The organism is Pseudomonas sp. PDM28 (genome assembly GCF_019219115.1).
GTDB lineage: Bacteria > Pseudomonadota > Gammaproteobacteria > Pseudomonadales > Pseudomonadaceae > Aquipseudomonas > Aquipseudomonas laurylsulfatiphila.
The window spans coordinates 630,320-644,293 of the sequence record NZ_JAHUWG010000002.1 but is presented as its reverse complement, the minus strand read 5'-3'; the positions used below and the strand labels follow the sequence as shown (position 1 = coordinate 644,293).

Sequence of the window (13,974 nt, the reverse complement as noted above, 5' to 3'; positions counted from 1 at the left end):
TCCGAAAGGGCGTTGATTCGTCCGGGAGCGAAATATGAGCGCAGAACAACACGACATGGGCGTCTCGCAGGTGGCGGCGGCCATCGCCGAGCCGGCGCGGACGAAAATCCTCTGTTCGCTGATGGACGGCCATGCCCGCACCAGCACCGAACTGGCGGCGGTGGCCGAAGTCAGCGCGTCGACCGCCAGTGCCCACCTGGCCAGGCTCAAGGAGCTGGCGCTGGTACGGCTGCACGTCCAGGGACGTCACCGCTATTACAGCCTGGCGGACAAACGCGTCGCCCAGGCCCTGGAAGCGTTGATGGTGATCGGCCAGAACACGGCGCCGCGCTTCCAGGCGCGGACCCCGGATCGCCTGCAGTTTGCCCGCACCTGCTATGACCATATGGCGGGCACCCTGGCGGTACTGTTGCATGACCGGATGCTCGAGGCGGGCTGGCTGAAGGAAACCGACGAACAGGCCTATCGCTTGAGTGACAGTGGTTCGGCAATGTTTCAGGGGCTAGGGATTGAAGTGCAGGATCTGAGCACGCTGCGCCGCCGTTTTGCCTGCCCGTGCCTGGACTGGAGCATGCGTCGGCCGCATCTGGGCGGGTCGCTGGGGGCGGCGTTGCTGCAAACGGCGCTGAAGCGCCAGTGGGTGACCCAGGATCTGGACAGTCGGGCGTTGGCGCTGACGGCGTTGGGGCGCAAGGAGATGGCGGGGCGGTTCGGGCTTGAGTTGCCGCTGCTGGTTGAAGGCAATGGCAAAGGATTACCAATCGCGGTAGCGCTGACAACACCAGGTGCATCCATTAACGATCAATAGCATTTTTCCGGTTGCTTCTGTGGTGACTGACATGCTGCCTTCGCGGGCAAGCCCGCTCCCACAGGGATTTTCAGTGTGCACAAGATCTGCGAACGACACAAAACCAGTGTGGGAGCGGGCTTGCTCGCGAAAGCGGTGTGTCAGGCAATGATGATGTCGAATCTGACGGCCCCTTCGCGAGCAAGCCCGCTCCCACAGGGGGGGACTCGTCAGTACGATGCAAACAAAAAGCCCCCCACCGGTCACCCGATGGGGGGGCTTTTGTGCGTCTGGCGTCAGGTCAGACCTTGACGATCCAGCCCGCTGGCGCTTCGATGTCGCCGGTTTGCACGCCGGTCAGCTCTTTGTAGAGCTTCTGGGTGACCGGGCCGACTTCGGTTTCGCTGTGGAACACGTGCAGGTGGTCGTTGTAGTCGATGCCGCCAATCGGTGTGATCACCGCCGCAGTACCGCAAGCACCGGCTTCCTTGAAGTCGGAGAGCTTGTCGATGAACACGTCGCCTTCAACCACTTCCAGGCCCAGACGGGTCCTGGCCAGCTCGATCAGCGACAGACGGGTGATGCCCGGCAGTACCGATGGCGAGTTCGGGGTCACGAACTTGTTGTCGTGGGTGATCCCGAAGAAGTTGGCCGAACCGACTTCCTCGATCTTGGTGTGGGTCATCGGATCCAGGTAGATGGCGTCGGCGAAGTGGGCTTTCTTGGCCTTGGAGCCCGGCATCAGGCTGGCGGCGTAGTTGCCACCGACCTTGGCCGCACCGGTGCCTTGTGGCGCAGCGCGGTCGTAGCTGGAGATCTGGAAGTTGTGCGGGGTCAGGCCACCCTTGAAGTAGGCGCCGACCGGGATGCAGAAGATCGAGAAGATGAACTCGGGGGCGGTACGCACGCCGATGTTGTCACCCACGCCGATCACGAACGGGCGCAGGTACAGCGCGCCGCCGGTGCCGTAGGGCGGAATGAAACGCTCGTTGGCACGGACCACGGCCTTGCAGGCTTCGATGAATTGCTCGGTGTCGACTTGCGGCATCAGCAGGCGGGCGCAGCTGCGCTGCATGCGCAGGGCGTTCTGGTCCGGGCGGAACAGGTTGATCGAGCCGTCCTTGCAACGATAGGCCTTCATGCCTTCGAAGCATTGCTGGCCATAGTGAAGGGCCGTGGAGCCTTCGCTGATGTGCAGCACGTTATCTTCGGTCAGGGTGCCCTTGTCCCATTCGCCATTGCGAAAGTACGACAGATAGCGCTTGTCGGTCTTGATGTAGTCAAAACCCAGCTTGTCCCAATTGATGCTTTCGTTACCCATGACACCCTCTATCACTTAACAACCGCCGAAACGGTTCAAGGCTTCTGACGTTTTTTGGATGGGGACAACAATACTTCATTCCGGGCCAATTTCGCAGCCCGGACTATCGGCTGATCGGCAGATAAATGATGTCGCCCTTGAAAATTCGCGAGCAAGCCCGCTCCCACATTGGATTCTTGGTATGCCATAGATCTTGCAAGCACCACAATCACTGTGGGAGCGGGCTTGCCCGCGAAGAGGCCAACAGTCAAGCCACCAATCGTTCTGAATCACAGATGCAGCGCATGCCCCAGCGCACGCAACGCCGCTTCCTGCACCGCCTCGCCGAGCGTCGGATGCGCATGGATGGTGCCGCCGATGTCTTCCAGCCGCGCACCCATCTCCAGGCTTTGCGCGAACGCCGTGGACAATTCGGACACGCCAACCCCCACCGCCTGCCAACCGACAATCACATGATTGTCCCGACGGGCGACCACACGCACGAAGCCGCTTTTCGACTCCAGGGTCATCGCCCGGCCATTGGCGGCGAACGGGAAGCTCGACACGATGCAGTCCAGACCTGCAGTCCTGGCCTCATCCGGGGTCTTGCCGACCACCACCAGTTCCGGGTCGGTGAAGCACACGGCGGCGATGGCGGTCGGGTTGAACTCGCGGGATTTACCGCTGATCAGCTCAGCGACCATCTCGCCCTGGGCCATGGCCCGGTGCGCGAGCATCGGTTCGCCGCTCAGGTCGCCGATGGCATAGACGTTGCGCATGCTGGTCTGGCAACGGTTGTCGATCTTGATCGACGAACCGTTCATGTCCAGGTTCAGCGCTTCGAGGTTCCAGCCCTGGGTATTCGGCTTGCGACCGACGGCCACCAGCACCTGGTCGGTTTCCAGGTTCAGGGTCGCGCCGTTCGGGGCCAGTACTTGCAATGTATTTTCTTTTGAATCAAAGCCTTGAACGCTATGTTTCAAGTAAAGCTTCACGCCGAGTTTTCTCAATTCGTCGTGCACAGGCTGGGTCAGTTCGGCGTCGTAGGCCGGCAGGATGCGCTCCTGCGCTTCCACCACGCTGACCTCGACACCGAGCTTGCGATAGGCAATGCCCAGCTCCAGACCGATGTAGCCACCGCCGACCACAATCAAGCGCTTGGGCACGGATGTCGGCGCCAGGGCTTCGGTGGACGAGATGATCGGCCCGCCAATCGGCAGCATCGGCAAGTTCACGCTTTTCGAACCGGTGGCCAGCACCAGGTGCTCGCACAGGATGCGTGTGTCGCCGACCTCGACGGTTTTACCGTCAACCACTTTGGCCCAGCCTTGAACGACCTGGACCTTGTTCTTTTTCAGCAGCGCGGCAACGCCGGTGGTCAGGCGATCGACGATGCCGTCTTTCCATTCGACGCTCTTGGTGATGTCCAGGGTCGGTGTCGAAACGCTGATGCCCAGGGCCGAAAGCTGATGGTGCTGCTGCGTCTGATGAAACTGCTCGGCGACGTGAATCAGTGCCTTGGACGGAATGCAGCCGATGTTCAGGCAGGTGCCGCCCAGGGATTGGCCTTCCACCAGGATAGTCGGGATGCCCAGCTGGCCGGCGCGGATCGCCGTCACATAACCGCCGGGACCGCCGCCGATGATCAGCAGCGTGGTGTTCAGTGTCTGCATGACTTTCTCCACAAATGCTTAATCGACAAAGAGCGTGGCGGGTTGTTCGAGCAGGCCACGAATGGCCTGGATGAAGAGCGCCGCGTCCATGCCGTCGACCACGCGGTGATCGAAGGAGCTGGAGAGGTTCATCATCTTGCGGACCACGATCTGGCCTTTGATCACCATCGGCCGTTCGACGATCTTGTTCACGCCGACAATCGCCACTTCCGGCAGGTTCAGCACCGGCGTGCTGACGATGCCGCCCAGGGCGCCGAGGCTGGTCAGGGTGATGCTCGAGCCGGACAGCTCATCGCGGCTGGCCTTGCCGTTGCGCGCGGCGGTGGCCAAACGCGAGATTTCCGCTGCGCTGTCCCACAGGCTGCGGGCTTCGGCGTGACGTACCACCGGCACCATCAGGCCAATATCGGCTTGCGTGGCAATGCCGACATGCACGGCGCCGAGGCGGGTGATGACCTGGGCTTCGTCGTCGTAGCGGGCGTTGATCTGCGGAAAGTCACGCAGGGCGACGACCATGGCGCGGACCAGGAACGGCAGCAAGGTCAGCTTGCCGCGAGTCGCACCGTGTTTTTCGTTGAGGTGCACGCGCAGCTCTTCGACGGCGGTGACGTCGATTTCCTCGACGTAGCTGAAGTGGGCGGCGCGCTGGGTGGCGTCCTGCATGCGCTGGGCGATCTTGCGGCGCATGCCGATCACCGGGATCTGCTGTTCGTCGGTGCGCTGGGTGTAAGCACTGCTGACCGTCGATGCATTCGACTGACCCTGAGCCAGGTAGGCATCCAGGTCTTCATGCAGCACACGGCCGGCCGGGCCGCTGCCACGTACCAGGCGCAGCTGAATGCCCAGGTCCAGCGCATGCTTGCGCACGGCCGGGGACGCCAGCGGACGTTCATCGGCTGCGCGAGCAACCATCGGGCCCTGGCATACAGCCGCTTTCGGCGCTGGGGCCGCGACCGGTTTGCTTTCAACCACGGCTTCGACTTTAGGTGCTGCCACTGGCGCTTCTTTCGCAGGAGCCGGTTGCGCCGACTCCTTAACGTTGCCCGCGCCTTCGACTTCAATGCTGATCAGCACACTGCCAACCGCCATGACTTCGCCCGGCTGGCCACCGAGGGCAATCACCTTGCCATGCACCGGCGACGGGATATCGACCATCGCCTTGTCGGTCATGACATCGGCCAGCACCTGATCTTCGACGACCATGTCGCCGACCTTGACGTGCCAGACCGACAATTCAACTTCTGCAATGCCTTCACCAATGTCCGGCATTTTAATGACGTGCGTGCCCATTCAGACCTCCATGACCCGTTTCAACGCCGCGCCCACTCGGGACGGCCCTGGGAAATACGCCCACTCTTGCGCGTGCGGGTAAGGGGTGTCCCAACCGGTGACGCGTTCGATCGGCGCTTCCAGGTGGTGGAAGCAATGCTCTTGCACCAGCGACACAAGTTCGGCACCGAAACCGCAGGTACGGGTCGCTTCGTGCACCACCACGCAACGGCCGGTCTTTTTCACCGATTTGACGATGGTTTCCAGATCCAGCGGCCACAGGCTGCGCAGGTCGATGACTTCGGCGTCAACGCCGCTTTCTTCAGCAGCGACTTGCGATACGTACACGGTGGTGCCGTAGGTCAGCACGGTGACGTCCTTGCCCGGACGGGTGATCGCAGCGACGTCCAGCGGCACGGTGTAGTAACCGTCCGGGACTTGCGCGGCAGGGTGTTTCGACCACGGGGTTACCGGGCGGTCGTGGTGGCCGTCGAACGGGCCGTTGTACAGGCGTTTGGGCTCGAGGAAGATCACCGGGTCATCGTTTTCGATGGAGGCGATCAACAGGCCCTTGGCGTCGTACGGGTTGGACGGCATCACCGTGCGCAAACCGCAGACCTGGGTGAACATCGCCTCGATGCTCTGGCTGTGGGTCTGGCCGCCGTAGATACCGCCGCCGCACGGCATGCGCAGGGTCATCGGAGCGGTGAACTCGCCTGCCGAGCGATAACGCAGGCGGGCGGCTTCGGAAATGATCTGGTCGGAGGCCGGGTAGACATAGTCGGCGAACTGGATCTCGGCCACCGGACGCAGGCCGTAGGCGCCCATGCCCACGGCGACACCGACGATGCCGCTTTCGGAGATCGGCGCGTCGAACACCCGGGAGGTGCCGTATTTGTTCTGCAGGCCTTCGGTGCAGCGGAACACGCCGCCGAAGTAGCCCACGTCCTGGCCGAAGACCACGACGTTGTCGTCACGTTCAAGCATCACATCCATGGCCGAGCGCAGGGCCTGGATCATGGTCATGGTGGTCGTGGTCATGGCGGTTTCCAGCTCGATATTGTTGTTGTGATCGTTCATGTCAGATCCCCAACTCTTGACGCTGGCGCTTCAGGTGCTCCGGCATCTCTTTGTAGACGTCTTCGAACATGGTCGCCGCGCTTGGAATCTGGCCGCCGGCGAGGGTGCCGTACTGTTCGGCTTCTTTCTGAGCGGCGATCACTTGGGCTTCGAGTTCGGCGCTGACCGCGGCGTGTTCCTCTTCGGACCACTGGCCGACCTTGATCAGGTGCTGCTTGAGGCGCGCAATCGGATCGCCGAGCGGGAAGTGGCTCCAGTCATCGGCAGGGCGGTATTTCGACGGGTCATCGGAGGTCGAGTGCGGGCCGGCGCGGTAGGTGACCCATTCGATCATCGTCGGGCCGAGGCCGCGGCGCGCACGTTCGGCGGCCCAGGCGGAGGCGGCGTACACGGCGTAGAAATCGTTGCCGTCGACCCGCAGGGAGGCAATGCCGCAACCAACGCCGCGACCGGCGAAGGTGGTGGCTTCACCACCGGCGATCGCCTGGAAGGTGGAGATTGCCCACTGGTTGTTGACCACGTTGAGGATCACCGGCGCGCGGTACACGTGGGCGAAGGTCAGGGCGGTGTGGAAGTCCGACTCGGCGGTGGCGCCGTCGCCGATCCAGGCCGAAGCGATTTTGGTGTCGCCCTTGATCGCCGAGGCCATGCCCCAGCCCACGCCCTGGATGAACTGGGTGGCGAGGTTGCCGGAGATGGTGAAGAAACCGGACTCCTTGACCGAGTACATGATCGGCAATTGCCGGCCCTTGAGCGGATCGCGCTCGTTGGACAGCAGCTGGCAGATCAGGTCGACCAGCGGCACGTCGCGGGCCATCAGGATGCTTTGCTGGCGGTAGGTCGGGAAGCACATGTCGTCGATGTTCAAGGCCAGGGCCTGGGCGCTGCCGATGGCTTCCTCGCCGAGGCTCTGCATGTAGAACGACATTTTTTTCTGACGCTGGGCGACCACCATGCGGTTGTCGTAGATGCGGGTCTTGAGCATGGCGCGCATGCCCTTGCGCAGGATCTCCACCGGCACGTTTTCGGCCCACGGCCCCAGGGCATTGCCCTGGTCGTCGAGCACACGGATCAGGCCACGAGCCAGGTCAGCCGTGTCAGCCGGTTCAACGTCGATTGGGGGTTTGCGCACCGTGCCGGCATCGGTCAGATGCAGGTAGGAGAAGTCGGTTTTACAGCCGGGACGGCCCGAGGGTTCGGGGACGTGCAGGCGCAGCGGTTCATACGCTTGGGTCATGGCTTCTACGCTCGATCTTGTGAGTTTCTTGTAGTGAGCTGACAGATTTCGTTCGGTAGAAGAAATCTTGTCCTACAACAATCATAGGCCCGCCCAAGAAGAATATTTCTCTCTGTTTCGTTGCGCCAAAGATCATTTGCAGATAAAAAACCTGCATAAACAAAAAAAACAGGTGGTTTTGTCTCATGCGCAAACTGGACCGTACCGACATCGGCATTCTCAACAGCCTTCAGGAGAATGCGCGCATCACCAACGCCGACCTCGCACGCTCGGTGAACCTCTCGCCGACGCCGTGTTTCAACCGGGTCAAGGCCATGGAAGAACTGGGGGTGATCCGCGAGCAAGTGACGCTGCTCGATGCCGACCTGCTGGGGTTGCACGTGAACGTGTTCATTCACGTCAGCCTGGAGAAGCAGGTGGAAGAGGCGTTGCAGCATTTCGAAGAAGCGATTTCCGACCGCCCCGAGGTGATGGAGTGCTACCTGATGGCCGGCGACCCGGACTACCTGATCCGGGTGCTGGTGCCGACCATCCAGTCGCTGGAGCGTTTCATGATGGATTTCCTGACCAAGGTGCCTGGGGTGGCGAACATACGTTCGAGCTTTGCGCTCAAGCAGGTGCGCTATAAGACCGCGCTGCCGTTGCCGGCGAATGGCCTGACCCTCGGCAATTGAGTATCAGGTGCCGTCATAGGTAGTCATATCGATAATCGAGATTAGAAGTAAAGAACGTTTGTTCAACTGTATAGGTTTGTTCCCAGGGAGCAGGTTCGTTGTCTGGATGAAAAATCAGCGTTGATCCCTCTACCCCATTGGGAGCGTTGTCTCGAGGCGAAAAGCCAGGAACATTCGGGTGCTGGTGTTTCCAGCGCTCCCATAACAGATCGAGATAGCAATGATGCAAGAAAAATATTGGGTCGTTGGACGAGGACGCTTCAGCCATATTGCCCCCTATCCAGGCATGTACCGAATTGTGCAGTTCAACTTCTGAATAGTTTTCCCAACCGCTCTGCTCCATCCAGTAGGGCGTTCTATTGAGAGCGGACACGACGGCTTCGGCCGACGGCAACACACCGATCTGCCCAAAATTGCGGCGTAAGCCTGGGTTGCCTGCTTCCGCGTCCCATACCCTTACCTCGAATTGAGAGTGTTCCCTGGAAAATGGTCCGCTTGTAACGCGATTGTCTTGTGTATTGTCACCGTTCCCGCCCATGAAGTTTGATGTGAATGGGTTGTCTGCTCCGGTGATTTTCCAGTTCCAGTAGGGCAGGGTAATGCTCGTGTCGTTGGCGGCGCCCTGCAGGGCGAGTTCGAATTGGCGAATCAAAATGCGATGCCAAGGGTAAAACAACGGGCTGCGATGCGGGCTGGGAATAAGTGGGTTGCCCAGACCCATAGAGTTTTTGTGAATCTGCACAAAGTCATCGTAGCGATTTTGTTGCCCGGGCCGCAGCACGCTGTCGACGTTGTTTTTCAGCATCAGGATGGCCCCGATGAAGGCGTCTTTCTGTTGTTGCGTCATGTCACGGTGGTTGCGACGGATATCCATATTGCAAAATCTCCATTGGTTATTTGCCCAATGAAGTCTGAGTTCCTGACGAAAGATATGCCAGTTCACCCCTATCGCCAGAGCCTGTAGGTAAACGCATTCGTGCCGAGCCGTTCGGTGCCTTTTCTTATAGGGTATTTAGCGGAATTTTTAGATAAACCACGCCGTTTTCCTCCGCCGGAGGTAAATTCCCCGCCCGCACATTCACCTGGATCGCCGGCAGTAACAGTGTCGGCATCCCCAACCCCGAATCGCGCCGGGTGCGCATTTCCACGAAGGCGTTTTCGTCGATACCGTCGCGCACGTGAATGTTGTTTTTGCGTTGTTCACCGACGGTGGTCATGCATTCGGGGGCGCGTCCTTCCGGTGGGTAGTCGTGGCAGACGTACAGGCGCACGCTGGCGGGGAAGGCCAGCAGCTTGCGGATCGAGGCAAACATCTGGTTGGCATTGCCACCGGGGAAATCACAACGGGCAGAGCCGACATCGGGCATGAACATCGTATCGCCCACCAGAATCACATCTGCGTCGATCAGGTAGGCCATGTCCGCCGGCGTATGACCGGGCACGTGCAGGGCGGTCGCCTTGAGGTTGCCGATCATGAACGATTCGTCGGGGGCGAACAGGTGATCGAACTGCGAACCGTCGACGCGAAATGATGGCTCCAGATTGAACAGTGCCTTGAACACGTCCTGGACCTTGCTGATCGACTCACCAATGGCGATTTTGCCGCCCAGTTGCTCGCGCAGATAGGGCGCGGCGGACAGGTGATCGGCGTGGGCGTGGGTTTCCAGCAGCCATTGCACTTGCAGTGTGTGGGCTCGGACGAAGGCGATGATTTTGTCAGCCTGGGTGGTCGCGGTACGCCCGGCCGCACCGTCGTAGTCGAGCACGGGGTCGACAATCGCACACTGCCCGCCATCAGCCTCGTAGACCACGTAGCTGTAGGTCGAGGAGGCGGGGTCGAGGAACGCTTCAATCAGTGCCGGCATGGACATGAACCTGAGCAAGAGGACGAAATTTCGATCACGGGTTGCAACAATATATGTTTAAACATAATGTTTACAGCTTAAGTGACGTTGAAGGCATCCTGCAAATGCAATCCAGTCTGACCGAATGTGAAGTCGCCCAACTGCGCGCCTCGGCCTCCAAGGCCTGTGCGCTGCTCAAGGCCCTGGCCAATGAGGATCGCCTGTTGATCCTGTGCCAGTTGACCCAGGGCGAGCGCAACGTAGGCGAGCTGGAAAAAATGACCGGCGTGCGCCAACCGACCCTGTCCCAGCAACTGGGGATCCTGCGCGATGAAGGACTGGTCGCGACCCGTCGTGAAGGCAAGTACATTTTTTACGGTCTCGCCAGTCACGAGGTGATCCAGGTGATGAAAACCCTCTCCGGGCTGTATTGCGGGGCGGTGCTTAAAAGCTGGGTTCAACCTTGATCTTGTTCAACACACCGAACCTGTGGGAGCGGGCTTGCTCGCGAAGGCGGTGTGTCAGTAGACATAAACGTTGGCTGACACACCGCCTTCGCGAGCAAGCCCGCTCCCACAGTAGTTTTGTGTGTTGACTGGAAAAATCCTTGCGTGCAGCAAAAGGAACAAGCAATGAACGATCAACACTGGGGCCCATCCATCAGTGCAGATATCGTGGTGATCGGCGGCGGCACGGCGGGCATAGGCCTTGTCGCCAGCCTGCTCAAGCGTAACCCGCAGCTGAACATCACCCTGATCGAACCCGACTCCCGGCACTTCTATCAACCGGCCTGGACGCTGGTCGGCGGTGGAGCCTACAACGTGGAAAACACCGTGCGGCCGATGGCGTCGGTGATGCCGCGCGGGGTCAATTGGGTGCAGGCTGCCGTGACCGGCATCGACCCTGACCATGGCCGGCTCATCCTCAGTGACGCACGCAGGGTCAGCTATCAGAACCTGGTGGTCTGCCCCGGCCTGCGCCTGGCCTGGGAGAAAATCGAAGGCCTGGAGCAGACCCTCGGCCAGCACGGCGTGACCTCCAACTACAGCTACCGGCACGCGACCTACACCTGGGACCAGGTGCAGAAACTGCGCGGCGGCAAGGTGCTGTTCACCCAGCCGGCCATGCCGATCAAATGTGCGGGGGCGCCTCAGAAAGCGCTGTACCTGTCCTGTGATCACTGGAACAGGAGCGGTGTGCTGAACAACATTGACGTCGAGTTCAATCTCGCGGGCGCTGCATTGTTCGGCGTGGCGACCTTTGTCCCGCCGCTGATGAAGTACATTGAGAAGTACAACGCCCGGCTGGCATTCAATTCGAATCTGGTCAAGGTCGACGGCCCGGCGAAAACCGCGTGGTTCGAGGTCAAGGACGCCGAGGGCAATGTCACCCGCGAGGCAAAAACCTTTGACCTGCTGCATGTCGTTCCGCCTCAGGTGGCCCCGGATTTCGTCGCCCGGAGTCCGCTGGCCGACGCCGCCGGCTGGTGTGAAGTCGATCCCCACAGCCTGCAGCATCCGCGTTATCCAGGCGTCTTCGCGCTGGGGGATATCTGCGGCACCACCAATGCAAAAACCGCCGCGGCGGTGCGCAAGCAGATAGTGGTCGTGGCCGAAAACCTGCTGGCTTTGCGCAAGCAACAACCATTGCCGCTGAAGTACGACGGCTATGGCTCCTGCCCGCTGACGGTGGAGAAGGGCAAGGTGATCCTTGCCGAGTTCGGTTATGCGGGCAAATTGCTGCCGACCTTTCCCCTTGACCCGACGACGCCGCGCCGCTCGGCGTGGTGGCTCAAGGCAACACTGCTACCGTGGTTCTATTGGAACGGTATGCTCAAGGGTCGCGAGTGGCTGACGCGTCTGTCCAGGGTCGACTGAGAACTCCCTATGTTGCTGGCAAGTCTGTTTGGCGTGGTAATGGGGTTGGTATTGGGGTTGACTGGAGCGGGCGGCGGGATTCTCGCGGTGCCGGCTCTGGTATTGGGATTGGGCTGGAGCATGACCCAGGCCGCTCCAGTGGCGTTGTTTGCGGTGGGCAGTGCGGCAGCGGTCGGCGCCATCGATGGATTGCGCCATGGCCTGGTGCGGTATCGCGCGGCGTTGCTGATCGCCGCGCTCGGTGCGGTGTTTTCGCCGGTGGGCATCTACTTCGCCCATCAGTTGCCGGAAAAAATCCTGATGATCCTGTTCAGCCTGCTGATGGTCATGGTGGCCTGGCGGATGTTGCGCCGTGAACGCAAGGACGAAGGCCCGAGCGACCACGGGCACGCCAACTGGGGCCAGAAAAACTGCATGCTCGATCAACAGACCGGGCGCTTCTCCTGGACCGCCAAATGCACCGCGACCCTCGCCGCGCTCGGAGCGGTCACGGGTGTGGTCTCGGGATTGCTGGGGGTGGGCGGCGGCTTCCTGATTGTCCCGGCGTTCAAGCAACTGACTGATGTGCAGATGCGCGGAATCATTGCCACCTCGCTGATGGTGATCAGCCTGATTTCGGCCATCGGCGTGATCGGCGCGTTCCATGCCGGCGTGCGCATCGACAGTGTGGGGGCCACCTTCATTGGCGCGAGCATTTTCGGCATGATCATCGGCCGCAAGCTGTGCGCCCGGGTGCCGGCGCGGGCGTTGCAGGTCGGGTTCGCCAGCATCTGCGTGGTGGTCGCCGCCTACATGTTGCTCAAGGCCAACGCCTAGGCGGTACCGGTTCCTGTGGATGCCAGTCGGGTCCACAGGCCTACGCCCTAAGTGGCGAGCCTCGCCGACGAGCGGTCTTACGCCATAGCGGTCACGCGCCGCCAGCCAATCCAAAGCACCTCAAAACCAGCCCCAAGGCAGCGTATGGCGCCGCCCGTCAGGTTTCGATAATCGCCTCCGACACTCAGTCCCCCCGTTTCGGAGCGCGCCATGCACAACAATAAGAACGTCACGCATCGTTTTCTGCCAGCCTTTATCGCCAGCCTGTCTGCCCTGGGCCTGGGCCTGAGCCAGGTGGCTGAGGCGGATATCATGCTGTACGACAAGGACCAGACCACGTTCTCCACCGACGGCTACATCAACGCCTTCTACGTAAACAGCGATGTCGACCGCGCCGGCGATCAGTACGACCGTCGGCAGTCGCGGGTCAAGATGGGCTTTTTGCCCAACTACCTGGGGTTCAACATGGGCAAGCAGGTGGACGATCTCAAGCTCGGCGCTCGTGCCTCGTTCTGGGTCACCATCAACGACAGCCAAACCAACGGCACCGACACCGCCATCGATGTGCGGCAGTTCTTCGGCACCGTGGCCAACCCGGAGTGGGGCGAGGTGCTGATCGGCAAGGACTTCGGGTTGTTCGCCCGTTCCAACATCCTGCTCGACGAAATGCTCGCCGGTTACGGCCAGGTCAGCGATACGTTGGGGCTGGTGGATGGCGGCGGGGTGTCGTTCGGCAACATCGGCACCGGTTACCCGTATCCGTTCCCGACCTCGCAGATCACCTATCGCACCCCGGTGATGGACGGTCTGCGCGTGGCGGTCGGCATCATGGACCCGGTGGACACCAACGACAGCAGCCCGACGGGCAAGGCCTATCAGGAAAACCCGCGTACCGAGAGTGAAGTCACCTATCAGTTCGACCTGGCCGGGGCAAAGATCTACAGCTGGGTCAATGGCAGCTACCAGACCTCGGACAACACCGATTCGACGGTCGAGACCGTCACCTCCAAGGGGGTCGGTTATGGCGTGCAGGCTAAGATGGGCGGCTTGTCCCTCACCGGGTCCGGCTTCCAGGCCAAGGGCATCAACCCGTTTTTCACCAACAATGCCGGCGAGCCGACCCTGCGCAACGTCGACAGCGACGGCTACCTGATGCAGGGCTCCTACAAACTGGGCAAGAACCGCCTGGCCTTGTCCTACGGCAAGACCAATGACGACGGCAACGGCGTGGTCGGCAGCGGTGCGGATTACGAGACCCGCGGCATCGCGTTGTTCCATGACGTGAACGACAACCTCAAGCTGGTGGCCGAGTACAACCAGTTCGAAATCAACGGCCACGACACCGATGAGCAGAACGAAGACACCGACACCTTTGCCGTGGGCGCGGTGCTGACCTGGTAGCAGGCTGGAATGCAAA

At 60.9% G+C, this 13,974-nt stretch carries 13 protein-coding genes; 6 read left to right on the top strand and 7 right to left on the bottom strand.

The genetic code is table 11. The features are described 5' to 3' along the window. Positions 1–34 precede the first annotated feature (34 nt). A complete protein-coding gene (locus tag KW841_RS06050) occupies positions 35–808 on the top strand; it encodes a helix-turn-helix transcriptional regulator (RefSeq protein WP_218474443.1) in 774 nt (257 codons plus the stop codon). A 280-nt stretch (positions 809–1,088) separates the two neighbouring features. On the opposite strand, the gene KW841_RS06045 is transcribed toward KW841_RS06050, so the two are convergent. From KW841_RS06045 to KW841_RS06025, 5 genes are all read right to left on the bottom strand, one after another. Further along, the gene (locus KW841_RS06045; protein WP_102701816.1) at positions 1,089–2,108 is read right to left on the bottom strand and encodes a branched-chain amino acid aminotransferase; all 1,020 of its coding nucleotides are present in this window, start codon (positions 2,106–2,108) and stop codon (positions 1,089–1,091) included. Between the two features lie 269 nt (positions 2,109–2,377). Continuing rightward, a complete protein-coding gene (lpdA, locus tag KW841_RS06040) occupies positions 2,378–3,760 on the bottom strand; it encodes a dihydrolipoyl dehydrogenase (protein ID WP_218474441.1) in 1,383 nt (460 codons plus the stop codon). 18 nt (positions 3,761–3,778) lie between these two features. Then, on the bottom strand, positions 3,779–5,050 hold the full coding sequence (locus tag KW841_RS06035; protein WP_218474439.1) for a dihydrolipoamide acetyltransferase family protein: 1,272 nt from the start codon (positions 5,048–5,050) through the stop codon (positions 3,779–3,781). Next, entirely contained in the window at positions 5,051–6,109 is a 1,059-nt protein-coding gene (locus tag KW841_RS06030; RefSeq protein ID WP_015095444.1) for an alpha-ketoacid dehydrogenase subunit beta, read from the bottom strand. It abuts the gene before it with no gap. 1 nt (position 6,110) lies between these two features. Further along, the gene (locus KW841_RS06025) at positions 6,111–7,346 is read right to left on the bottom strand and encodes a 3-methyl-2-oxobutanoate dehydrogenase (2-methylpropanoyl-transferring) subunit alpha (RefSeq protein WP_007976592.1); all 1,236 of its coding nucleotides are present in this window, start codon (positions 7,344–7,346) and stop codon (positions 6,111–6,113) included. Between the two features lie 185 nt (positions 7,347–7,531). Between KW841_RS06025 and bkdR the strand changes: the two genes are divergently transcribed. Next, entirely contained in the window at positions 7,532–8,020 is a 489-nt protein-coding gene (gene bkdR, locus KW841_RS06020) for a Bkd operon transcriptional regulator BkdR (RefSeq protein ID WP_007976593.1), read from the top strand. Positions 8,021–8,033: 13 nt separating this feature from the next. Here the strand turns inward: bkdR and KW841_RS06015 are convergent, their stop codons facing one another. Both KW841_RS06015 and KW841_RS06010 read right to left on the bottom strand, forming a co-directional pair. Then, positions 8,034–8,894 carry a tyrosinase family protein gene (locus KW841_RS06015; RefSeq protein ID WP_218474437.1) on the bottom strand — a complete coding sequence of 287 codons (861 nt, stop codon included), beginning with the start codon at positions 8,892–8,894 and terminating at the stop codon, positions 8,034–8,036. A 127-nt stretch (positions 8,895–9,021) separates the two neighbouring features. Beyond that, the gene (locus KW841_RS06010; protein ID WP_218474435.1) at positions 9,022–9,885 is read right to left on the bottom strand and encodes an MBL fold metallo-hydrolase; all 864 of its coding nucleotides are present in this window, start codon (positions 9,883–9,885) and stop codon (positions 9,022–9,024) included. Between the two features lie 104 nt (positions 9,886–9,989). On the opposite strand from KW841_RS06010, the gene KW841_RS06005 reads away from it, so the two are divergent. The 4 genes from KW841_RS06005 to KW841_RS05990 all read left to right on the top strand — a co-directional run bounded on the left by KW841_RS06005 (position 9,990) and on the right by KW841_RS05990 (position 13,958). Next, positions 9,990–10,331: a helix-turn-helix transcriptional regulator gene (locus KW841_RS06005; protein WP_007976596.1), complete on the top strand. Its 342-nt coding sequence runs from the start codon at positions 9,990–9,992 to the stop codon at positions 10,329–10,331. A 165-nt stretch (positions 10,332–10,496) separates the two neighbouring features. Continuing rightward, a complete protein-coding gene (locus KW841_RS06000; protein WP_218474433.1) occupies positions 10,497–11,741 on the top strand; it encodes an FAD/NAD(P)-binding oxidoreductase in 1,245 nt (414 codons plus the stop codon). 9 nt (positions 11,742–11,750) lie between these two features. Continuing rightward, entirely contained in the window at positions 11,751–12,557 is an 807-nt protein-coding gene (locus tag KW841_RS05995; RefSeq protein WP_218474431.1) for a sulfite exporter TauE/SafE family protein, read from the top strand. Positions 12,558–12,767: 210 nt separating this feature from the next. Continuing rightward, positions 12,768–13,958: a porin gene (locus tag KW841_RS05990; protein ID WP_218474429.1), complete on the top strand. Its 1,191-nt coding sequence runs from the start codon at positions 12,768–12,770 to the stop codon at positions 13,956–13,958. Positions 13,959–13,974 lie beyond the last annotated feature (16 nt).